The following is a 23,293-nucleotide window of genomic DNA, read 5'->3' on the forward strand; positions in this document are numbered from 1 at the left end:
AAAAATGTTGCAGGTTTTAACGAATAAAATACCACACCTATTTTTTTTGCCTCCTCCTTTGTATATAAATTTTCACTCATAAAAATATATTTCTCCTTTTTTGACTTATTATATGATGTCATGTATAATTTTGTCATACATATTAATATTTTTTCACAAAAAATCATAAATATGTTTTCTTGTATAGATTAATTTCACATAATAAAATAGGAGGAATAATAATGTTTAAAAAATTTACAAATGGTTGTGTTAATCTTGTCCAAAAGTATTTACCAGACCCATTCATATTTGCTGTAATCCTTACCTTTCTAGTATTAATTTTAGGGATGGTGCTTACTGGTCAAGGACCATTAGCTATGACTATTCACTGGAGTAAGGGTTTGTGGACGCTCCTCGCTTTTTCAATGCAAATGGCGCTAGTATTAGTTACAGGTCATGCGCTTGCCAATGCACCATCTTTTAAAAAGGGTCTTAAAATTCTTGCAAAAATCCCTAAATCACCAAGTCAAGCAATTATTCTTGTTACAATTATTTCTACTATAGCTTGCTGGATTAACTGGGGCTTTGGTCTAGTTATCGGAGCTATTTTTGCTAAGGAATTAGCTAAAGAAGTTAAAGGCGTAGATTATAGACTTTTAATAGCTTCTGCTTATTCAGGCTTTTTAGTATGGCATGCCGGTCTTTCTGGTTCTATACCACTAGTAGTTGCTACAGGTGGTCCTGAGGTAGTAAAAGCTACTGCAGGTGTTGTTACTTCACCTATACCAACCAGCGCTACATTGTTTTCAGGTTATAATCTAATTATATTAGCTATACTTTTAGTAACCTTGCCTCTTATAAACAAAGCTATGCATCCTGACACTGAACATACTATTACTATAGATCCAAAGCTTTTGGTGGAGGAACCAATGATTATAATAGCTAAAGAAAAAATGACTCCCGCTGATAAACTTGAGAATAGCTCTATTATCTCAATGTTATTAGTAATTATGGGCTTTAGTTATATTATTTATTATTTTGTTAAAGGTGGTAGTCTTGATTTAAATATTGTTAATGCTATCTTCTTGTTCCTAGGAATTGCTCTTCATGGAACTCCTATAAGGTTTGTTAACGCAATTACATCCGCTGCTAAAGGAACTGCTGGAATTATACTTCAATTCCCATTCTACGCGGGTATTATGGGTATGATGGTTGGTACAAGTGCTAGTGGAATTTCTCTCGCAGGAGTTATGTCTACTTCTTTTGTTAGTATATCTAATCAACATACCTTCCCTCTATTCACTTTCCTAAGCGCAGGACTTGTTAACTTCTTTGTACCATCTGGTGGTGGACAATGGGCTGTTCAAGCTCCCATTATGATGCCCGCTGGTGCAGCTTTAGGTGTGCCTGCTTCAAAAACTGCTATGGCTATTTCATGGGGAGATGCATGGACTAACATGATTCAACCTTTCTGGGCATTACCCGCTCTTGGAATTGCCGGTCTCGGTGCTAAGGACGTAATGGGCTTTTGTATAATCGACTTATTATACTCAGGTGTTATTATTGGACTAGGGCTAATGTTTATATCATAATAGCTAAGGGACTGTCTCAAACTGATTAAAAGTTATTTTAAGTTTATATCGATACCTGTAGATCGGACACTTTGGTAAAAGTGTCTGATCTACAGGTACTTTTTTTGCATAATATAGAATATTGTTACATAGGAGTATTTTAAATTTATATAGCTAATAAGGGGGAATCAAAATGTTCAAAAAATTTACAAATGGTTGTGTTAATCTTGTCCAAAAATATTTACCAGACCCATTCATATTTGCTGTACTTTTAACATTCTTTGTATTAATTTTAGGCATAGTTCTTACTGGACAAAGTCCTTTGGCTATGACTATTCACTGGAGCAAAGGTTTGTGGACATTACTTGCTTTTTCAATGCAAATGGCATTGGTATTAGTTACAGGCCACGCTCTCGCCAATGCACCATCTTTTAAAAAAGGTCTTAAGACCCTTGCAAAAATACCTAAATCACCGAGTCAAGCAATTATTTTGGTTACACTTATTTCTACTATAGCTTGTTGGATCAACTGGGGCTTTGGTTTAGTTATTGGGGCTATTTTCGCTAAGGAATTAGCTAAAGAAGTTAAAGGAGTAGATTATAGGCTTTTAATAGCTTCTGCTTATTCAGGCTTTTTAGTATGGCACGCTGGTCTTTCTGGTTCTATCCCACTAGTAGTTGCTTCTGGTGGTCCTGAAGTTGTAAAAGCTACTGCAGGCGTTGTTACTTCTCCTATACCAACTAGTGCAACATTGTTTTCAGGTTACAATTTAATTATATTAGCTGTACTATTAATTACATTGCCTCTTATAAACAAAGCTATGCATCCTGACATTGATCATACTGTCACTATAGATACAAAACTTTTGGTTGAGAACCCAGTAGTTATAATAGCTAAAGAAGCAATGACTCCTGCTGATAAACTTGAAAACAGCACCCTTATCTCAATGTTATTAGCAATTATGGGCTTTAGTTATATTGTTTACTATTTTGTTAAAGGTGGTAGCCTCGATCTAAACATTGTTAATGCTATTTTCTTGTTCCTAGGAGTTGCTCTTCATGGAACTCCTAGAAGATTTGTTAATGCAATTACAGACGCCGCCAAAGGCGCTGCTGGAATTATACTTCAATTCCCATTCTACGCAGGTATTATGGGAATGATGGTAGGTACAAGCGCTGCTGGAATTTCTCTTGCAGGTGTTATGTCTACTTCTTTCGTTAGTATATCTAATCAACATACCTTTCCACTATTCACTTTTCTAAGTGCAGGACTTGTTAACTTCTTTATACCATCTGGCGGTGGTCAATGGGCTGTTCAAGCTCCTATTATGATGCCTGCCGGTGCAGCTTTAGGCGTACCTGCTGCGAAAACTGCTATGGCTATTGCTTGGGGAGATGCATGGACTAATATGATTCAACCCTTTTGGGCATTACCCGCTCTTGGAATTGCTGGACTCAGTGCTAAGGACGTAATGGGTTTTTGTGTAATTGACTTATTATACTCAGGTATTATTATTGGGTTAGGATTATTCCTTTTCTAGGAAGTTTTTATTATAACAACAAAAGGGGTACATCTTTAAATGATTAAATAAATCAATTAAAGATGTACCCCCTATTTTTTTATTATAAATTTATTAAATTAAACCTCTCTCAACTATCTCCGTAACAGCAAAACTTGCTACATCATCAGCAAATTTTCCTGGTCCGAAACCTGCATCATATCCAAGCTCTTTAGCAAGTTCATGAGTTATTCTTGGACCTCCACAAATTAAGACAACTTTATCTCTGATTCCTTCTGCTTCTAATAATTCTACTAGATTAGTAAGGTTTTGGATGTGTACATCCTTTTGAGTAACTGTTTGAGAAACTAAAAGAACATCTGCTTTAAGCTCTATAGCTTTTTTGATAAATTCTTCATTCTCAACTTGGCTTCCCAAGTTCAAAGCTTCTATCATAGGGTATCTCTCAAGACCATAGTGTCCTGCAAATCCCTTCATGTTCATTACAGCGTCTATCCCAACTGTATGAGCATCTGTTCCTGTACTAGCTCCAATTATTACAACGTCACGTTTAATGTTTTCTTTTATATATTCTCCGATTTGTTTCATATCCATTGTTTCTACTTCTACAGTTTGAACATGAATTTCTTCATAGTTTACAGAATGCGATAATGAACCATAAATAACATAAAAAGAAAATTCTTTATCTAAAGATGCATGATGAGCACAGTTTGGATTTTTAAGTCCCATAGCTTTAGCAAGTTGAAGTGCTGCTTCTACTCCTCTTTCATTATCTTCTACTGGAAGTGTAAAGCTCACTTGTACCTTACCATCATTCATAGTATCTCCATAGGGTTTAATCTTTGTTAAATCCAAATTTTGATCATACTCTTTAACTTCTAATGAATATTGTCCTTCGCTCATTATTTATTTCCCCCTAACATTAAATCTATAAATGGGTTAAAGTAAGCTTTTTCTTTTTCTACAACTCCTGCAAGTCCTTTTCCACCAGTATAAGGTCTCTTAATTCCTGCAAATTTCCCTTGCTGTATCGTACTGAATAAGCCTTCTTTTTCAATTTCTCCAATTAAATCTGCTGCTTTATTTAATACTTCATCAACCCTTGTTTCCATCATGCCACCTTTTTTGAAGGTGATTTCTGATCCTAAATCCTTCATAGTTCTAAATATATATTGAGCATTGTCTATTGATAACGCTCTATCTGACATAAATGGAGTGTGTATTGCTTCTGTAAGCATTCCAAGAAGATGTAACTTTTGTCCTGTCATAATAGTAACCATATTGAATAATGTATCTTGTACTTGTCCTTTAAATATATCTCCAGTCTTAAACTTAGTTGGAGGCATATATTTTAGTGGTGCTCTCGGAAAGATTTCTCTTGCCATTTGCGCTTGTGCTAATTCATATATAAATCCATTTTCAACATCTGGACTTATTTCAAACGCATGCCCAAGTCCCATTTGTTCTTCTGGAATTCCAGCAACTAATGCAAATTGTTCATTTATAAATTGTGAAGCAAGCACTGTATGAGCTTCTTCTACTGCATCTGCAGTAGTTAAATAATTATCTTCTCCAGTGTTTATAATAACTCCCGCAAATCCATTTATTACTCTTGAGAAATATTGGTCAACTATAGTTCTTTGCATGTTGATATCGCGGAAAAGAATTCCGTATAAAGCATCATTGAGCATTACATCTAATCTTTCTATAGCTCCCATAGCAGCTATTTCAGGCATACATAATCCAGAACAATAATTACAAAGTCTTATATATTTCCCCAATTCTTCTCCAACCTCATCAAGGGCCGCTCTCATAAGTCTGAAGTTTTCTTGTGTTGCAAGTGTTCCTCCAGTACCTTCCGTTGTAGCTCCGTATGGAACGAAGTCAAGTAAGCTTTGTCCTGTACTTCTTATTACGGCTATTACATCTGCGCCTTGCTTAGCAGCTGCTCTTGCTTGGGTTATATCTTCATAAATGTTACCTGTAGCAACTATTACATAAAGATATGGGCTACTCTTATCGCCAAATTTTTCAAGGTATGATTCTCTTTTGCCTCTATTTTCTTTAATTTTAGCAACCATTTCTTTAGCTACTTTATCTACAGCCATTTTTATTTCGAATTCTTCATGCATAGGAGTTTTAGTTAAATCCATTTCACCTTTTGCTACTTTCTCAGCAATTTCTTGTGGTGAAAGACCAGTTTCAACCATAGCATTTCCTATAAACATTGACGCACCAAGTGCTAATCCATTACCATTTTTAATGTTATCCACTACTACATTTGGAATTGGTACTCCAACTTCATCTACCCCATCAATACCTAAAAGTCTACACACCGTTCTTTCTACTGTTACTGTAGTATGTATGTCAATAAATTCTTGAGTATCTTTTGCTATGTTTTTAGCTGATTGTCTAGCTTTACTCACAACATCCCAATTCATATTTAATTTGCTTTCCATTTTATTCCTCCTAATTGTAGAAACTTTTTGCTATATCCACTATTTCCTTTTCAAGTCCTAGTAATAATGCTATATTAAGTGCATCTTTTGGCACTTCATTTTCTTTTGAAACCTTCTCTAGCTTGTAATTCATATGTTGTTGTATTATTTCAACAGAATGAGTTTTATTTAAATCTATCTTGTACTTTAGCGCATTAAAATCTACATTTTTAAGTCCCATTACTTGATAATGTTCCATATTCTCCTCAACTACTCCATCGTAATGAGTTGAAATTAAGCTTATTGATTGAAATTTAGTCAAGTATTTAGAAAGAGATTTCATAAGATAGTACCCTTCTTTTGGATTAGTACCTCTTGCAAACTCATCTAGAGCTATAAATCCATTTCCTATTTTTGCAGACTCTACCACTTCTTTTAACTTTATTATTTCTGCACCAAATGTACTTAAGCCTTTGGATATGGACTGCATATCATCTGAAACAAAATGAATAAAATTAAGGATTGGAAATTGTGCTTTTTTTGCAAATACAAAAAAGCCCATTTGCCCAAGCAGTAAATTCAGAACAATAGTCTTAAGGGTAACGCTTTTCCCACCCATATTAGCACCAGTTATAATAGTTGTACCACCAAATAGCTCTATACTAACTGGGGTAAATACCTTTTTACCTTTTTCTAATATTTCTTTAATTTCAGGATTAAAGGCTTCATCAAGATTAATCTTCATTTCTTCACAAATTTTCGGACGGGAACCATTATAATCTATGGATAAATTCGCTTTGGCAATCAAAAAGTCTAATCTACCTATCGCTTTTATATTTTGGTTTATGATCTCAGTTTCCTTAGAAATCTGGAGTGTTAACTCTTTTCTAATCCTTAGTTCTTCCTCTTCTTCTTCTATAACTAAATCTAACCTTTGCTTCTTTAGTTCATTTACTTCTTCCTCGGTTTTCACAGTAAAAATTTCTTTTTCCTTTTGTTTTTTCTTTTCACGAATGCTTTTCAAAGTTTTAGAATACTCATCATAAACATAAAAAGTAGACATTCCCTTCTTCTGTGGGTCTAGGAGGGAGATAATCTCATCTAAAGAGTTTAGATGAACCTCCTCTATATCAAGCTGTAATTTATCCAAAATATTTTTTAAATCTGTTACTAATATTGAAAAATATTTAATTTCATATAATTCAACTTCATCTAATGTTTCTGATTCATTACATCTTTTAATAGAATTTCTAATATCTTTTAGTTTACAAAATATTCGTCCTATTCCATTATACTCTTGACTATGAGCTCTCATTGATTTAATCATATTTTCTAGACTATTTAATTCATGAGTTAATTCATTTATTTCTGAATCTTTAAATGGTCTAATATTTTTTTTCTCCTCAAGCCCATAAGAAGTAGTTATCCCCAATTTATCCATAACAAAAGAAAAACCAATTTGATCCCTCTGCTGCTTATCTAAAAATTTCATTTTACTCCCCTCCAATAACATCAAATACAGGTATATTTAATTTATCCCTAAGCCCATCTAAAAACTTCTGCTTATCAAATTCATACCCATAAGGTGATTTTGGATTGGATGTAACACATACTATATTAATGGGATTTATTGTTTTTATAATTCCACCTTGCTTTTTAAATTTATAAAGGGTTTCCCTAGTTAAAAAGAGCTTTGTTCCATCTTCAACTAGGAAAATTACACCTTTATACTTATTTGTAGATGTCATAATATCTTCTAGTAGGTTATCTGAAACTACACCTTTAATAACTACATAGGAGGCATTTTCATCTAAAGACCCAACAATTTCCTTAGAAGATCCCAATGCTGTAATTGCATCTAGCATTTTTATAGTATTATCTTTGCAAATAATACCTATTCTGCCGATGCGTAAAACTTCATTAGCGAGATTTAATACTTCATTATTCTTTTCATTTTCCAATGAAAGTAATTTAACAGTATGACTAGTTTCTTCTATAACCTTATCCATACTTTTTGACAGCGCCGCTCCAGTTGATAAAATTGTAGCATTTGTAATTGATGGAGAGGCGAAGGTTTTTCTATTAAGGGCACCATCCACAATTACAAGCTCACTTCCAAACCTTTTAAGATCATCACATATTAAAGTCATATAGGAATTTACAGATGGACCGCCTAAATCTACATATCCGTCACTTAATGCTCTGCATATAATTATTTCACCCATAGGAGTGTTGAAACCAGTAGTTTTTAAAATCTCCCTGGTAATATCACTATTCAATAAGCATTGTTTTGCAGTAGCAATTATAGTTCCTTCTTCAATGTAAATTTTAGGTTTTTCAGTAGCAGTTACTTGGTCCAACTCTTCTCCGTCTCTTCCTATAGAGGTAAGCCCAAGGGATATTTCCCCTCTGGCTTCCCTCAATATATGATTTAAGGTGGTTGTTTTTCCTACATTTTTATTCATTCCTATGATAGAAATACTGTCATATTTTTGAATCATATTGAAAATGCTTGGGTTGTTTATGCTGTCCTTAATTTTACTCGTGATGTCCTCTTAGATTTCTCTCAAGTCCAGCTGGTTCCATAGACATTTGCTGACCGTTTAATAGCCCTGCCACTCCTACTTTATGAACCTTTTTCTTTCCTTCGCAAACTTCACAGCGACAACCTGAAGTATAACTAGTTGGTTGTTCATAAGTAGTTATAACGCCTTCAAAGTTTCTAAGTACCACTTTTTCAGGACTTTGAGAAATAATATAAGTTGGCATTACTGGTATTTTACCACCGCCACCTGGAGCGTCAACAACAAATGTTGGAACACAGAATCCTGAAGTATGGCCTCTTAAAGCTTCAATAATTTCTATCCCTTTAGATACTGGTGTTCTAAAGTGCTCAAGTCCCATTGAAAGATCACATTGATAGATGTAGTATGGTCTTACTCTAATTTTAACAAGCTCATGTACAAGGTCCATCATTATATGTGCACAGTCATTAACCCCTCTTAAAAGAACTGATTGATTTCCTAGAGGTACTCCTGCATTTGAAAGCCGCGCGCATGCAAGTTTTGCTTCTTCTGTAATTTCATTTGGATGATTAAAGTGAGTGTTTAGCCAAATTGGATGATATTTCTTTAGCATATCAACTAATTCTTTTGTAATTCTTTGTGGAAGAACCACTGGTACTCTCGAACCCATTCTTATTATTTCAACGTGTGGAATTGCTCTTAATTTTTTAATTATATATTCTAATTTATCATCTGAAACAAGTAGAGCATCTCCGCCTGATAATAATACATCTCTAATTTGTGGAGTATTTTTAATGTACTCGATTGCTTTATCTATTCTTTCCATTGGCATAGCACTATCGCTTTGACCTGCGAATCTTCTTCTTGTACAGTGTCTGCAGTACATTGAGCATTGATCAGTTATTAATAGTAATACTCTATCTGGGTATCTATGAGTTAACCCTGGTACTGGAGAATCTGAATCTTCATGTAATGGGTCCAATAAATCAGCATGTGCCTGATGTAATTCAAGCCCTGTTGGTATAGCTTGTTTTCTTATTGGATCGTTTGGATCATTAGGGTCTATTAATGCTAAGTAATAAGGAGTTATAGCCATTCTTAATGTTTGAACGCATTTCCTAGCTCCTTCTTCTTCCTCCTGCGTTAATGGTATATATTTTTTTAGTTGATCCACATTTTCAATTCTATTTTTAACCTGCCATTTCCAATCATTCCATTGCTCATCAGTTACATCTTTAAATAATTCAAATCTTCTATTAACTTTCATATTAGTACCTCCATCGTATAATAATTTTTAATTTTATAATATGTAGTTGATATATCAATATGGTTTAGAGAGAATACAATATAACTTTATATTGTATTCTCTAAATCACAATTAAATCATCTTCTTCGAAGCTGAAATGTCATTAAACGTATAATTCTTCAAATACTTTTCTTAATGTTTCATTTTCTCTTAACTCTTCAAGGGTTATTTCAGCATGTCCTTTAGTGTATCCGTTTCCTACGATCATAGTAACGTCTTTACCTACACCTTCAGCTCCAAGAGCTGCTTTTGTAAAGCTTGTAGCCATTGAGAAGAAGTATACTATTCCGTCATCTTTTACTGGTAAAATTGATGACATTTCAGTATTTGGAACATTAACCATATTTATTGCTACATCTACTTCACATCCATTGTTGTGCTCTAGAGTAGTGTTCATTACATCAATAGCGTTTCTAGCATCTCCAATAACTATTTGCATTTTTAGACCTAATCTTTTTAATCTCGCTTTCTCTTCTTCATTTCTTACAATGCCTATAACGTTTCCTGTTGGTCCTACTCTTTTAACTGCTTCATAAGAGCAAATCATTCCTGATTTTCCTGCTGCGCCTAGTAAAAGAACTGATTGACCTGGTTTAACAAGTTTAGCAACTTGAGCTGGCGCTCCTGCAACGTCTAATGCTGCTAATGCTAGATTTTCATTCATGTCTTTTGGAAGTTTTGCATATAATCCACTTTCAAATAAAATAGCTTTTCCTTTTATTTCAACTCTATCGATATCTGGTTTGATATCAACAATTTTTTCTATTTTTAAAGGAGTTAATGATAGTGAAACTAATGTAGAGATTTTGTCTCCCACTTTAAGATCTGTTGTTCCTTTTAAAGCTTCGCCTATTTTTTCAACTGTTCCAATAAGCATTCCACCTGAACCTGTTACAGGATTTTGCATTTTTCCTTTTTCAGCTACAATTTCCATGATTTTAGATTTTATTTTTTCAATGTCATGTCCTGCTTCTTCCTCTATTTGAGTAAAGCTAGCTGAGTCTATGTTTAAAGCCTGAACATCAATTAAAATTTCATTATCAAATATATTCATATCATTTGATATTTTAGTTGCTGGTTGTGGCAATGCACCTTTTGGTTCAAGTGACCTGTGAGTTCCGTATTTACATCCTTTGTTCATAATAACTTCCTCCTATACATCCATTATTTTTAGATTTTCTGATATTATTAATTCAGCTTCAGTAAGTGATTTAACTTCTTCAACTGTTGTATCTTTATGAATTTCAGTAAGTACAAGTCCCTTTTCAGTAAATTCCATTACTCCAAGTTCTGTAACTATAAGGTTAACTTGTGCCTTTGCTGTTAATGGCAGCGTACATTTTTTTAATATTTTAGGAGTCCCTTTAGCTGTATGTTGCATTGCAATAATAACCTTTTTGGCTCCTACTACTAAATCCATTGCTCCACCCATACCAGGAACCATTTTGCCTGGCACAATCCAATTAGCTAAGTTTCCTTCCTGATCTACTTCCAATGCTCCAAGAACAGTCATATCAACGTGTCCTCCTCTTATTAAAGTGAAAGACATTGCGGTATCAAAGTATGCTCCGCCAGGAAGTATTGTAGTAAATTGACCACCTGCATTAGTTACATCCTTGTTTTCTTCTCCTTTTGCTGGAGAAGCTCCCATTCCAACCATTCCATTTTCTGATTGGAGAGTAACATGGACGCCTTCTGGAATATAATTCGTAACTAATGTTGGAAGCCCTATGCCCAAATTAACAAGTTGTCCATCTTTTAATTCTTTACCAATTCTTTTTGCAATAATTTGTTTTGCAATCTTGCTATCTGTAATCATATTAGTTAGCCTCCCCTATAATATAATCAACCAATACACATGGAGTCACAATATTATTTGGATCTAAATCTCCAATTTTAACAATTTTTTCAGCTTCTACTATTACAGTTTCTGCAGCAGTAGCTATAATTGGATTAAAGTTTTTTGTTGTTCCATAATAAACTGCATTTCCAATTTCATCTACGACGCTTGCATAAACAAGTGCTAAATCTGCTTTAATTGGAAGCTCTAATAGATATTCTTTTCCTTCTATTGTAAGTTTTTGTTTTCCTTCTTCTATCATAGTACCAACTCCTGTAGGGGTAAGCACTCCACCAAGCCCAGCTCCCGCTGCTCTTATTCTTTCAATTAGTGTTCCTTGTGGCACAAGTTCTACTTCCATTTTTCCTTCTGTCATAAGTCTTCCCGTTTCAGCATTTGTTCCTATATGAGAAGCCACAACTTTTTTAACTTGACCGTTTACTACAAGTCTTCCTATGCCCCTATCTACATAGCTTGTATCATTTGCTATTATAGTTAAGTTTTTTACATTTGTTTCTATTAATAGATCTATCATCTTTTCAGGTGTTCCACAGGCTAAAAATCCACCTATCATTATTGACATTCCATCTTTGAGTAATGGCCTAACTTGTTCTAAAGATACAACCTTATTCATTTATTTTACCTCCTCTTATTTATCTTGAAGATATAACAATTATCAGTTTTATATTTTGTTTAAACCCAATATCTCTCTTGCTTCTTGTGGAGTGGCAATTTCTCTGTTAAGTTCTTTCGCAAGTCTAACTACTTTTTCTACTAATTCTGCATTTGATTTAGCTGGTATACCTTTTTCAATATACACATTATCTTCAAATCCAACTCTTACATGACCACCCATTACAATAGTCACAGCTGCCATTTGAAATTCAAATCTACCAATACCTGATACAGTGTAAGTACTTCCCTCTGGCACGCTTCCTGCCATAAATACTAAATCTCTTGGCGAAGCAGTTATCCCACCATTTACACCCATAACAAAGTTAAAATGCATTGGTGTTTTTATAAAACCTTTCTTTTGAAGTCTTATTGCCATGTCTACCATGCCCTTATCAAAAACTTCAATTTCTGGTTTTACACCCATTTCAATCATCTTTTTACCAAATTCTTTAATAGTGTTTTCAGTATTTACGAATACATCATCTCCACCAAAATTACAAGTACCTGCATCTAAGGTTGCCATTTCTGGTCCTAAATCAACTGGTTGTAATCTTTCTGCATTACTCATTCCGACAGCTCCGCCTGTTGATGGTTGAACAATTGCATCCGGACATCTTTCTTTAATAGCTTCAATGCAAGCTCTAAATCTTTCCCTGTCTTGAGTAGGTGTTCCATCATCTTTCCTTACGTGTAAATGAATGATGCTAGCTCCTGCTTTATAAGCTTTTTCCGCTTCTATTGCCACTTCCTCAACAGTATAGGGTACATTTGGATTATGTTCTTTTGTAACTTCCGCTCCAGATATAGCTGCAGTAATTATTAATTTTTCCATGTGCTACCTCCTTATAGTGCTTCGTGGTGCAAAAATAATTACTATCTACCATAATATTTATGATAAGTTATGTATATTATGATAATTTTGCACAAACTTATTTAGCAACTAAAATATTAACCACTAGGTGAAAAAGTTTACATTAATTCTCTTGCATATTATTTTCTTTGGTTTTCTTTTAGAACTACGCAAGTTCCGCTTGCCTTACAAACTATTATTGGTTCTTCTAATACATCACAAGCTGAATCATTTATATCTGGTCTTGGTACTATAACTTTTCTTGCTTCGAAAATCATTTTTCTTGATGAATTCCCTACCTTCACTATTTCTCCAACAGCTTCTATATAGTCACCTGCATAAACTGGTGCTAAAAATTCTACAGCATCGTATGCTTTGAATAATCCTTCATCACCATCGTTCATAATTAAAAGTTCTGTAGCTACATCCCCAAATAATTGAAGCATTCTTGCTCCATCTACTAAATTTCCACCGTAATGTGCATCATGTGCACTCATTCTTAACCTTATTAAAGACTTCATTTTATTTTCCTCCTCGTTTATTGTAGTTATTCATTTTGTAATTTTTAGGAATTTTGTAAAAAACAACAAATCTGTGTTGTGTATCTTTTAGAAAATGCCTTATGTTAATTTATTTTGAAATAAAAAAAGGCACTGATTTTTCAGCGCCTTAATTAACCAAAGTACTAGGTCTATTAATGCAATGAAAAAACATCTTTTCATTACATAAATAGCTCTCCATAAGAACTCTTATGGCAGTGATAGAAATACTACTTTCTATCCCCAAGAATAAATTGAAGAACCAAAATATTCTTTCGGCAAACAAATACTTCATTTTTGACATTGGATGTTCATATCCTTATCATTCAAAAATTACCTCTTTATCTGCACCTCTATTTATGTGAAACTATTAAATTTTATTTTTAACTCTTACTTAATTATAATACGTAAACGTTTCAAATGCAATGTTTTTTTAAAATTATACTTTTTTAGTAAAAAATACTTTTTCTTAGTTATTATTTCTTTTTGCTTTGTTTACTTCCACTATCTTGCTTACTATATACTCATATCCATTTTCAGAATGTGGAATCATGCAAATTGAGCAATCTTTAACACCACTTACGAATTTCCCATTTCCACCACACTCCTCTAGAAAATATAGTGGACAATAGCAAAATAGACAATTAAATTTTTCATCATCTTTAACTTGATGGCATGGGAAATATTCGCAATCTTTATTTTTAAAAAATTTATAGTTATTATTCATTTTTAACCCTCCTTTAATTTCTAGGTTAGTTCCGAATTCTAAAAAGTTACCACATTATATATATCTATATCTTCTAATATTGTTTGCTCTAAAATAGATTCTTCGGGGAATTGCTTGTTCAAAATTTGTTTAAATTTTTTAAGTTGCGCAGCAGAAAGTTCTGCTTGCTTTGGCAAATTATTTTTTTCCTTAATAATATTGCCTGCTTCTAATTTATATATAAATTTGTCCCCTATAATATTTATATTATTTTTATCATCAAATTTTAAATCTCCAGTTATGTCACTATTTATGCTTGTCTTCTTTAAATCACTTATTGATTTTCCATCATTATTAATTTTAGCTACATTAATATAAGCACTTACTTCACCATTCGAATTCTTTGAATCTGAAAGCCAACTTCTAAAGGCAAGCATTTTACCATCTTTAGATATCACTCCATCATATATTTCTTCCTTATCCTCTATACTTTCAAAAATTTTATTACCATTAATATATAAATTGGCCCTAGGTTTTGGAAATATATGAGGTGTAACGCTATAAAGGATGCTTTTTTTATTTATAATAATATCTCTTATGGTACCAACGCATGATATTAACTCCAATTTGTTTTTTATGTTATATATTGCATAACCTGAAGCTGACGGATTAATATGACCCGTAATCAAAATGTTTTCATTATCTATCCACTTGAGTTCAATAATTTGTTGAACGTCTTTATTATTTATATCAATCTCTGTTGATTTTTCAGTTTTAATATCATAAACAATTATATGTGGGGGATTTATTTCTTTTTCTTCATTAAAAGATCTAAATACTATTTTTGTTTTATCTGGAGAAAGTTGTAATAGATCTTTTGAATTTGAATTATCCCCTAAAGATTTAATCTGTTCATTTATTTCATCATAAAGATAAACATTATTATTCTTCTCGAATGCTATCTTTGTTAGCTTTGCATTTTGATCCTTACTTTTAATTTCAGCATCTTTACTAGATATAGTCTCTATATTTTTACTCGAATTTCTATTGATTTTATTTAAATAAGCCCTCAGTGTCAATATGCTTAGCGATAAACACATCGCTACAATGAGTAACTTTAATTTTTTTTTCGTTATTTTTTTATGGCCAGTCATAATTTTGCTCCTCATTTAAATTCATAATAATTATTATTTTAAATCATTGAAACTTAGATTATTATACTCCACTTATATTAGTGTATCAACTGGATTCTTTTGTGTTTTACACTGTTATTTATATGTTTACAATTTAAAAATATACAATGTTTATTTTATCTTTTAATTATGAATTTTTTGTAAATATTAACATTGGTTTATCCGTTCAAAAGTAATAAAGGGCATTAGTTTAAATTTAAACTAACGCCCTTTATTACTTTTGAAATTATTTTCGCATTTGTTATAGATACTTTCCATAAATTCTACATTCCGATTTAAATCGGTATCTACCTTCATTTTTAGATTTATTATTTTTTCATTTGATCATTACTGCTAAATATGTTCTTTACCCATGTTAAAAAGCCCTTCTTTTCTTCTTTTATCTCTACAACTTTTTTATCTTCTTTAGTTGCCACAGTCTTTACTTTTATCCCATCAGTTTTCATAACAAATTTAACTTTACCATCCATCTTATCACCTACACCTGAAAATGTACCATAATTATTAGATATTTTTACAAGTTCATCTTTCACATCAATAATATCTCGCACATCTCCCATTTTGCTGTCAATTTCGCCACTTATCTTTTGAATACCCTCTTTATCAAATTTTTTCATATTTTTATCTAATTCTTTATTTCCATTTGCTAATTTATTGGCACCTTCTTTTAATTTTCCTGACCCTACAGAAAGTTCACCCACCGCTGAATTTAGTTTACTTGATCCTTGTGTTAATGGTTTTATCCCATCATTATTTAATTTTGTTAAACCATCTGCCACGCTTTGAGATCCTACCACTAATTTATTAGTGTTTTCTCCCATAACTTTTGTTCCTGCGCTTAAGTCTTCAGCTGCATTATTTAACTTATTTGCTCCACCTATGAGTCCCCGACTACCAGTTTTAAGCTTTCCTGCAGCTGTTCCTAATTGTTCTGTGCCTTGCGCAAGTCCTCCTGCTCCATTAGCTAATTCACCAGTTTTATCTGATATTTGTTTTGTGGCCTTAGCTAATTCTTTTGACCCTGACACTGCATTTTTTTGTCCTTCTTGAAGCTGGCCCATACCTGTATCTACCTGCTGTGAACCAGTTTTGATTTTTTCTATGCCTTCTTCAAGTTCATTTAATCCTTGTAACAATTCATTGCCGCCATCCTTTAAAGCTACAAGGCCCCCTTTTTCATTTTCTAATCCACCATTTAAATTTCCTGCTATTTCACCTGTACCAGGAATTTCCCCAAGGAACCCAATAAGTCCCTGTAATTTTTCAATTCCTGATATTAAAGAATCAGTAGCTTTTATCTCTGACTCTTTACCTTTTTTTAGTTTATCTATACCTTCTAAGCTTTGCTCTGCACCATCTGTTACTTTTTTTTGACCTTGCTGTAGATCCCCTGTAGAATTCACCATTGTATCTAGTCCCTCACTTAGTGATTCCATTTTAGCCGACACTGTATTAGTCCCTTCAGCTAACTTATTAGCTCCATCTGATAGCCCTTTAGAACCTGCAACTAATTTATCTGTTCCATATGCTACCTTACCTGCTCCATCTGCAAATGCTTTTGAATTTGCAGCAAATTCTACTGTACCTGATCCAAACTGCTGTGCTCCACTACCGAGTTTTCTAGTTCCTGCCTCAAATGCTTTTAATCCACCTGCCACCTTCTGAGCACCACTTTGTGCTGCACTTGTACCGTCGCCAATCTTTATCATACCAGTATTAAATCCTGAAACCCCAACGCCTAGCTTAGTTACTCCACCATTAAATAATGTCATATTATCAGCTAAAGCCTTTTGACCAAGGTCTAATTTGCCTGTTCCCTCAGCTAGCTTGGTACTAGCATCTTGTATGTTATTAATGCCTTTAGTTAAATCCCCTAAAGATGAGGCACTTTTAAACTCTTCCATATCAGGAAGTTCTGGCGTCCCTGTTATCATTATAGGACCCATTTCAAAGTTTTCTACCTGTGCAGTAATTTCTAAATTCTCTTTTAAGTCTAAAGTAGTCTTTTCTAAATCCAAGCTTTCCTTCATACCTGGAAGAGAAATGAAAGTGACTATTTGATTATTCCCATCATTAATCATTTTCCCACCGCTAATCTTAACATTTCTAAAATTATCTATTGGCAAATCTAGTACAGTTACAGTGCTAAATGGAGTATATATTTTTCTGTTTTTCCCTTTAATATTAACCATACGGCTTTCATTATTCTTATAATCAATTTTTATTTTCACTTCTCCACTTTTACCTGCCAAATCCTCTGGTTTAATTTCTTTTCCATCAAGCAAGTATTTAACATTTACATCAATAGGAAGTTTTTTATCAGTAGTACCTCTATAATAGACATCATTACCACTTATCTTCCAATTTAAACTCTCACCAATACCATTTGGTTTTTCTTCACCCTTTACATTTTTTATATCCTTTAATATAGATTTATCATGAATTTCAATATTTTTCTCGTTAGAGTGAAGCCAATCACTTACTATTTTTTCTTTAACCTCCCCTTGCTGATTTAACGTAACATAAACAGTCTCATCCTTTTGAATTAACTCACTAGCATAAGTCATATTTGGAATAACTAATGCACCTATTAACACGATACTTAATAATCTTTTTGACATACATTTATTTTTCACGTTAATACATCTCCCCTATAGTTTTGCTTTCAAAAGTTCTTCTTAATTTTCTGATTGTGATTCTGATTTTAGTTCACTACTTGCTTGTGTTTTAGATTTAAAATTTCTACTCGTAATTATTATTAATTTTTCACTTACTAATAGTATAGATGGAAGAACAAAAAGGATAATTCCCATACTTATTACTGCTCCCCTTGCCATCATTGTGCATAGTGAACTTATCATTTCCATGTCAGAAATGATCGCTACCCCTGCAGTAGCTGCGAAAAAGGTTAATGCACTGGTTACAATAGATTTAGCAGAGCCCTTAACTGCGATTTCCATAGCCTTGTTTTTCTCGTATCCATTTCTCATTTCTTCTCTAAATCTTGTTGTCAGTAATATTGCATAGTCAACTGTAGCCCCCAACTGTATAGTTCCAATAACTATAGATGCTACAAATGGAATCACATTTCCCATATAACATGAAATTGCCATATTTATGAATATTGCGAGCTGTATAGCTAAGACCAGAATTACTGGCAAAGATACAGATGTAAACACTATAAGTATTATAGCGAATATTGCGCCAATAGATGCTATGCTAACATGTTTAAAGTCAACATCCGCTATTTCTGTCAAATCTTTAGTAAGAGGTCCTTCTCCTGAAACCATTGATTTCGGGTCATATTGTTTTGTAACTTTAATTACTTCATCTATCTGATCATTTTCTTCTTTTGTAGCTGCCTTATATTTAGAATTTGCCATTATTAGTTTATATCCGCCCTTTTGAACAATGGCTTTAATATCTTCTGGGATAAAGCTTTCTGGAATAAGTGGTCCTAAGTACTTATCTGAAGCAAGTACCTTGTCAATTCCATCTACCTTTTCTATTTTCTTTACCATTTCCTTAACTTTATCAGTTTCAAGCTTATCATTTATTACAATAAAGTGTGTCGAAGTCATATTGTAATCTTTCTTTAGTTTATTTGTTGCCACAATAGAATCCAAATTCTTTGGTAGCGATTCATCTAAGTTATAATAAACCTTAGTGTGGTTATTTCCGTAAATAGCTGGTATAAATGCAAGTAAAAATACTATAGTTATTACTTTATAGTGTTTGGTAGCCAGTTTTGATGTTTTATCAAATTCAGGTAATATGGTTTTGTGACTAAATCTATGAATAGGTTTATCAAACACTAAAATTAATGCAGGCAATACTGTTACCGTAGTTATAACCCCAAGCAAAACGCCCTTTGCCATTACTAGCCCGATATCCTTACCTAATGCAAGTTGCATGGTACATAATGCTAAGAAACCTGCTATAGTTGTGAGTGAGCTTCCGGATATAGCGACCATGGTATTTGCTATAGCATCACCCATTGCCCCTATACGATCATTTGGCATAAGTTCTCTTTCCTCATCGTATCTATGAAGTAAAAATATTGAATAATCCATAGTTACACCAAGTTGAAGTACTGCTGCTAATGCCTTTGTTACATAAGAAATTTGCCCTAAGAATATATTTGTTCCCATATTATATAATATGGCATACCCTATCCCTAACAAGAAAATAAATGGAATTATAACTGATTGCATTGTTAAAGATAAAACTACGACTGATAGTATTACTGCAATCATTACATAAAATGGTGTTTCTTTATCCGATAAATCTTTAGTATCCTTTACAATTGCCGATATACCACTTAAATAACATTGTTTATTTGTTACCTTCCTTATATTGGTTATACCATTTTGTGTGGCTTCTGAAGATGCTGATTCTTTAAATTTAATTATTAACATAGTAGAATTGCCACTATAAAAAGAGCTTTTAATTTCATCTGGCAAAATCTCCTTAGGTATAGTAGTATCTAAAATATCATCTACCCAAATAATTTTTTCTACACCTTTAACCTTTGAAACCTTTTCTTTTATTTTTAAAACATCCTTGCCTTCCATATTATCAACAATAAGCATTGAAGTGGCTGCGTTTGAGAATGTTTTGTCTAAAATATTTTGTCCCTTCATGGAATCAAGTTCTTGTGGTAGATAGGTAAGAAGATCATAATTTATTTTTGTGTTTACCATTCCAATTACGGATGGAACCAGTAGCAATGTAGAAATAATTAAAATTATTATCCTATTTTTAGCTATAAAATGTCCGAACTTTTTCAATTAGGTCATCCCTCCCTTAGAAAATTAATTTTGCAATATTTTCTTAATAGTTTTAAATAACACAGGTTTCATATTATCTATAGTATCTGGTTCCTCTAAAATAATTGAGCTATAGCAAACCGAACCTGTTAGTTCAATAATCATAAATAATATCTTTTCAGCTTGCGATATACACATCGTTTCGCTCACTATATTATCCATAAATACTTTTGCGATTTCCTTCATTTCGTTGTACTCCAAAGGTTCTGCTATCACCTTTCTATAAATACCCCAAGAAAGATTTTTATATATAAGCCTTAGAAGCTTTTTATCTTCCCTTAAATATTCAATTATATAATCTACAAAGAATATTACTTTATCATTAAATTCTTCAAACTCCTTATTCATAGATACCTCAATAGCTTCTTTTAAAACTTTTGAACTCTTTCTTAAGACTATCAAATCAATAATGTGATATTTGTCTTTAAAATAAAGGTAAAAAGTTCCTTTGGCAACTCCTGCTCCTTTTACAATATCGTTTATAGCAGTGTCATTAATCCCTTTAGTTGTAAAAAGTTCATAAGCTGAGTCGTATAATCTCTTTTTCTTCTTTAATTTGTTCATTTCCGATTTACTTTGTTTTTCTTTAATAATTTCAACTTTTTTCATAATGCATTTACCACCTAGGTTTTAATTTTAATTTATGACCATCGGTCATTTGTTCACCATACTTATTTATTATATACTTTTATTACCATTAGTCAATAATAATATTGTAAATATATTGTAAATATCCATAATATTGTTATTTATTAATTGCTAACTTAAATACTTACTAACCGTCCCGCAAAAAACAAAAATATTCACTATAAACCTTATAGTGACCTGAAATATGTTATAAATATTCTTTAATTTTTATATTTATGATATACTTACATCATCGTATTATTTTTAAAATAATTATTAATTAAGGAAGTGAATTGAGCTTGTTCAAAGATAAAAAAATCCCTTATTTAAATTTAATCCCTATAATCTTATTATCGCTTATTTTATTTCGAATAGTATACCACATAGAATTAGTTACCAATGCCCTTAGTATTTTTATATCATACATAAGTTCATTTATATGGGCATTCGGTATAGCCTACTTATTAAACCCCGTAATGGTCAATATTGAAAAAAAGTTCCATACAAAGCGTAATCTAACTCTACTTATTATGTATATATGTGTTTTAGGCATAATAGTTTTTAGTATCACTATACTAACGCCTAGTATAGGTGAAAGTATTCGCGAACTAACAGTTTCAACTCCCGAATATATATCTAAAACTCGAATTTGGTTTTATGAAAATATGGATAAGGTTCAATTGCTTGATAAATATGGTGTAACTAAATATTTAGACGAAACTACCTTAACACTTATGTCTAACTTAAGTAAATATCTAAATACCGGTATCAGTGTTGCCTTGCTAACAGCCGTAGGTTTCACCTCTTCTTTTATGAAATTTCTGCTTGGATTTGTTGTATCTTTGTATCTTTTAAAGGATAAAGAATCCTTAATATTAAATATAAAGAGACTGATTTATGCTATCTTAAAAAAAGAAAATGCAGATGGTTTTATAAAATTTAGCAAAGAAGCCAATTATATCTTTTCAGGTTTTGTTATCGGAAAATTTATTGACTCTGTTATCATTGGTATTATATGCTTTGTAGGACTTAGTATTTTTAGAATACCTAATACTATACTTATAAGCTTAATAGTTGGAATTACAAATATGATTCCTTATTTCGGACCATTAATTGGAATGGTTCCTGCTTTTTTCATTACCCTATTCTTTAGCCCTATAAAGGCTTTTTGGGTGCTTATATTCATTATTATTCTTCAGCAATTTGATGGATTATATTTAGGGCCAAAGATCCTTGGGAAATCTGTTGGTTTAAGCCCTTTACTTATTATCCTTGCAATACTCATAGGTGGCGGAACCTTTGGGGTTCTTGGAATGTTCCTTGCAGTACCCACAATGGCGATTATTTTACTGATAGTTGAAAGATTCATTAACAGGAAGCTTGCGGAAAAGGATATTGAATTATAAGAATATTTTCAAAAAGGAATGCAGATATATTGTAATATATCCGCATTCCTTTTTTATATAAAATTCACTATGTTCGTTCTTTAGTAACTCTATATTTATATTATCCTATCTTTCTCCAAGTTTTAAGTTCGGTATCGCATTTAGCGTTAGCGGTGAAATTCTTCCTTTAATTAATTCAAAGTAAGCTGCACTTCCAATCATAGCTGCGTTATCAGTGCAAAGTATCATTTCTGGAAACAAAACTTTTATGTTCTTCTTTTGCCCTTCTTTTATCATTGTCTCTCTAAGGCAAGAATTTGATGCCACACCACCCGCTATTGTTATTTTATCTACGCCTTTAATTTCACATGCCTCTAGAGCATTATGAACCAAAACATCAACCACTGCCTTTTGAAAAGATGCGGCCACATCTGGTACATTAATTGTTTCATTTTTCATATTCATTTTATTCAGATAATTTAGCACCGAAGATTTAACCCCACTAAAAGAAAAGTCTAAAGTATCTTCATGAAATTTAGCTTTTGGAAATTTTATAGCACCTGCATTGCCTTCTTTTGCTATTTTATCTATTTTAGGACCACCAGGGTATCCTAGCCCAATTGCCCGAGCCACCTTATCAAAGGCTTCTCCTGCTGCATCATCTCTAGTTTGAGCCATAACCTCAAATTCACCGTGGTCCTTCATATATACAATAAATGTATGTCCACCCGAAACTACCAAACACATAAATGGTGGTTCAAGTTCTTTATATTGAATAAAATTGGCACTTATATGACCTTCTATATGATTAACTCCAATTAAAGGTTTATTCGTTGCATATGCGAGCCCCTTAGCATATTGAACTCCTACCAGTAGTGCCCCTACTAGCCCTGGGCCATAAGTTACTCCTATTGCATCTATATCGTCTAATGTAACTTTAGCCTCGTCCAACGCCTCTTGAACTACAGCACTTATTGCTTCTATATGCTTTCTAGATGCCACCTCAGGAACAACACCCCCAAACTTTTCATGTATATCAATTTGTGATGCAATTATATTTGATAGAATCTCACGACCATTCACGACTACTGCCGCCGCTGTCTCATCACAACTCGATTCAATTGCAAGTATTTTAATATCCTTTTCCATTGTTTTTACCACCTTTTTATATCTAGTGTAACAAATGCTACACCGATTGATTTTACTTTATCTATACATAGACTACATATAAACTATGTTATTTATAATTAAACCATTATGATTATAATTAGTACGCAATATAAGAACATTACGACTTAATTTCAACCACAA

At 32.7% G+C, this 23,293-nt stretch carries 19 protein-coding genes and 1 riboswitch; of the genes, 3 read left to right on the top strand and 16 right to left on the bottom strand.

Going from position 1 to position 23,293, the window contains the following annotated elements:
- Positions 1-221 precede the first annotated feature (221 nt).
- On the top strand, positions 222-1,571 hold the full coding sequence (locus ACWJJ2_RS11440) for a TIGR00366 family protein (protein WP_216302303.1): 1,350 nt from the start codon (positions 222-224) through the stop codon (positions 1,569-1,571).
- A gap of 172 nt (positions 1,572-1,743) precedes the next feature.
- Positions 1,744-3,090 carry a short-chain fatty acid transporter gene (locus ACWJJ2_RS11445; RefSeq protein WP_220287276.1) on the top strand — a complete coding sequence of 449 codons (1,347 nt, stop codon included), beginning with the start codon at positions 1,744-1,746 and terminating at the stop codon, positions 3,088-3,090.
- 93 nt (positions 3,091-3,183) lie between these two features.
- Here ACWJJ2_RS11445 and kamE read toward each other — a convergent pair whose 3' ends face one another.
- The 15 genes from kamE to ACWJJ2_RS11520 all read right to left on the bottom strand — a co-directional run bounded on the left by kamE (position 3,184) and on the right by ACWJJ2_RS11520 (position 20,579).
- Positions 3,184-3,972, bottom strand: a complete 789-nt coding sequence (kamE, locus tag ACWJJ2_RS11450; protein ID WP_220287274.1) for a lysine 5,6-aminomutase subunit beta — start codon at positions 3,970-3,972, stop codon at positions 3,184-3,186.
- Complete coding sequence (gene kamD, locus ACWJJ2_RS11455; protein WP_216302306.1) at positions 3,972-5,528, bottom strand: lysine 5,6-aminomutase subunit alpha; 1,557 nt, start codon at positions 5,526-5,528, stop codon at positions 3,972-3,974. The genes kamE and kamD overlap by 1 nt, the downstream gene beginning before the upstream one ends.
- 10 nt (positions 5,529-5,538) lie before the next feature.
- Complete coding sequence (kamC, locus tag ACWJJ2_RS11460) at positions 5,539-6,999, bottom strand: lysine 5,6-aminomutase reactivase ATPase KamC (protein ID WP_216302307.1); 1,461 nt, start codon at positions 6,997-6,999, stop codon at positions 5,539-5,541.
- Position 7,000: 1 nt separating this feature from the next.
- Positions 7,001-8,008, bottom strand: coding sequence for a lysine 5,6-aminomutase reactivase subunit KamB (kamB, locus tag ACWJJ2_RS11465; protein WP_216302308.1), 1,008 nt, complete (start codon positions 8,006-8,008; stop codon positions 7,001-7,003).
- A 37-nt stretch (positions 8,009-8,045) separates the two neighbouring features.
- Positions 8,046-9,299 carry a lysine 2,3-aminomutase gene (gene kamA, locus ACWJJ2_RS11470; protein WP_220287273.1) on the bottom strand — a complete coding sequence of 418 codons (1,254 nt, stop codon included), beginning with the start codon at positions 9,297-9,299 and terminating at the stop codon, positions 8,046-8,048.
- A gap of 142 nt (positions 9,300-9,441) precedes the next feature.
- Positions 9,442-10,479, bottom strand: coding sequence for an L-erythro-3,5-diaminohexanoate dehydrogenase (kdd, locus tag ACWJJ2_RS11475; RefSeq protein ID WP_216302310.1), 1,038 nt, complete (start codon positions 10,477-10,479; stop codon positions 9,442-9,444).
- 12 nt (positions 10,480-10,491) lie between these two features.
- Complete coding sequence (locus tag ACWJJ2_RS11480) at positions 10,492-11,157, bottom strand: 3-oxoacid CoA-transferase subunit B (protein WP_165412589.1); 666 nt, start codon at positions 11,155-11,157, stop codon at positions 10,492-10,494.
- A gap of 1 nt (position 11,158) precedes the next feature.
- Positions 11,159-11,812 carry an acetate CoA-transferase subunit alpha gene (gene atoD, locus ACWJJ2_RS11485; RefSeq protein ID WP_220287272.1) on the bottom strand — a complete coding sequence of 218 codons (654 nt, stop codon included), beginning with the start codon at positions 11,810-11,812 and terminating at the stop codon, positions 11,159-11,161.
- Positions 11,813-11,860: 48 nt separating this feature from the next.
- Complete coding sequence (gene kce, locus ACWJJ2_RS11490; RefSeq protein ID WP_216302312.1) at positions 11,861-12,685, bottom strand: 3-keto-5-aminohexanoate cleavage enzyme; 825 nt, start codon at positions 12,683-12,685, stop codon at positions 11,861-11,863.
- Between the two features lie 158 nt (positions 12,686-12,843).
- Positions 12,844-13,224, bottom strand: a complete 381-nt coding sequence (gene kal, locus ACWJJ2_RS11495; RefSeq protein ID WP_216302313.1) for a 3-aminobutyryl-CoA ammonia lyase — start codon at positions 13,222-13,224, stop codon at positions 12,844-12,846.
- A gap of 201 nt (positions 13,225-13,425) precedes the next feature.
- Positions 13,426-13,606, bottom strand: a riboswitch (Lysine riboswitch).
- Between the two features lie 105 nt (positions 13,607-13,711).
- Complete coding sequence (locus ACWJJ2_RS11500; protein WP_216302314.1) at positions 13,712-13,969, bottom strand: cysteine-rich small domain-containing protein; 258 nt, start codon at positions 13,967-13,969, stop codon at positions 13,712-13,714.
- A gap of 38 nt (positions 13,970-14,007) precedes the next feature.
- Positions 14,008-15,102, bottom strand: coding sequence for a hypothetical protein (locus ACWJJ2_RS11505; protein WP_220287271.1), 1,095 nt, complete (start codon positions 15,100-15,102; stop codon positions 14,008-14,010).
- Between the two features lie 347 nt (positions 15,103-15,449).
- Positions 15,450-17,777: a methyl-accepting chemotaxis protein gene (locus ACWJJ2_RS11510; RefSeq protein WP_462953275.1), complete on the bottom strand. Its 2,328-nt coding sequence runs from the start codon at positions 17,775-17,777 to the stop codon at positions 15,450-15,452.
- A gap of 42 nt (positions 17,778-17,819) precedes the next feature.
- A complete protein-coding gene (locus ACWJJ2_RS11515) occupies positions 17,820-19,931 on the bottom strand; it encodes an efflux RND transporter permease subunit (protein WP_462953276.1) in 2,112 nt (703 codons plus the stop codon).
- A gap of 24 nt (positions 19,932-19,955) precedes the next feature.
- Positions 19,956-20,579, bottom strand: a complete 624-nt coding sequence (locus ACWJJ2_RS11520; protein ID WP_216302318.1) for a TetR/AcrR family transcriptional regulator — start codon at positions 20,577-20,579, stop codon at positions 19,956-19,958.
- 317 nt (positions 20,580-20,896) lie between these two features.
- Between ACWJJ2_RS11520 and ACWJJ2_RS11525 the strand changes: the two genes are divergently transcribed.
- The gene (locus ACWJJ2_RS11525; protein ID WP_216302319.1) at positions 20,897-22,003 is read left to right on the top strand and encodes an AI-2E family transporter; all 1,107 of its coding nucleotides are present in this window, start codon (positions 20,897-20,899) and stop codon (positions 22,001-22,003) included.
- Between the two features lie 105 nt (positions 22,004-22,108).
- On the opposite strand, the gene tsaD is transcribed toward ACWJJ2_RS11525, so the two are convergent.
- Positions 22,109-23,131 (bottom strand): tRNA (adenosine(37)-N6)-threonylcarbamoyltransferase complex transferase subunit TsaD, encoded by a 1,023-nt coding sequence (gene tsaD / locus ACWJJ2_RS11530; protein ID WP_216302320.1) that lies wholly within the window; start codon positions 23,129-23,131, stop codon positions 22,109-22,111.
- Between the last annotated feature and the right edge of the window lie 162 nt (positions 23,132-23,293).

The sequence above is a fragment of the Clostridium sp. CM039 genome, assembly GCF_055081075.1.

Bases quoted from the DNA above. Each gene is read 5' to 3' on its own strand.
- ACWJJ2_RS11440 (WP_216302303.1), top strand. From the start codon at position 222: ATGTTTAAAAAATTTACAAATGGTTGTGTTAATCTTGTCCAAAAGTAT.
- ACWJJ2_RS11445 (WP_220287276.1), top strand. From the start codon at position 1,744: ATGTTCAAAAAATTTACAAATGGTTGTGTTAATCTTGTCCAAAAATAT.
- kamE (WP_220287274.1), bottom strand. From the start codon at position 3,972: ATGAGCGAAGGACAATATTCATTAGAAGTTAAAGAGTATGATCAAAAT.
- kamD (WP_216302306.1), bottom strand. From the start codon at position 5,528: ATGGAAAGCAAATTAAATATGAATTGGGATGTTGTGAGTAAAGCTAGA.
- kamC (WP_216302307.1), bottom strand. From the start codon at position 6,999: ATGAAATTTTTAGATAAGCAGCAGAGGGATCAAATTGGTTTTTCTTTT.
- kamB (WP_216302308.1), bottom strand. From the start codon at position 8,008: ATGATTCAAAAATATGACAGTATTTCTATCATAGGAATGAATAAAAAT.
- kamA (WP_220287273.1), bottom strand. From the start codon at position 9,299: ATGAAAGTTAATAGAAGATTTGAATTATTTAAAGATGTAACTGATGAG.
- kdd (WP_216302310.1), bottom strand. From the start codon at position 10,479: ATGAACAAAGGATGTAAATACGGAACTCACAGGTCACTTGAACCAAAA.
- ACWJJ2_RS11480 (WP_165412589.1), bottom strand. From the start codon at position 11,157: ATGATTACAGATAGCAAGATTGCAAAACAAATTATTGCAAAAAGAATT.
- atoD (WP_220287272.1), bottom strand. From the start codon at position 11,812: ATGAATAAGGTTGTATCTTTAGAACAAGTTAGGCCATTACTCAAAGAT.
- kce (WP_216302312.1), bottom strand. From the start codon at position 12,685: ATGGAAAAATTAATAATTACTGCAGCTATATCTGGAGCGGAAGTTACA.
- kal (WP_216302313.1), bottom strand. From the start codon at position 13,224: ATGAAGTCTTTAATAAGGTTAAGAATGAGTGCACATGATGCACATTAC.
- ACWJJ2_RS11500 (WP_216302314.1), bottom strand. From the start codon at position 13,969: ATGAATAATAACTATAAATTTTTTAAAAATAAAGATTGCGAATATTTC.
- ACWJJ2_RS11505 (WP_220287271.1), bottom strand. From the start codon at position 15,102: ATGACTGGCCATAAAAAAATAACGAAAAAAAAATTAAAGTTACTCATT.
- ACWJJ2_RS11520 (WP_216302318.1), bottom strand. From the start codon at position 20,579: ATGAAAAAAGTTGAAATTATTAAAGAAAAACAAAGTAAATCGGAAATG.
- tsaD (WP_216302320.1), bottom strand. From the start codon at position 23,131: ATGGAAAAGGATATTAAAATACTTGCAATTGAATCGAGTTGTGATGAG.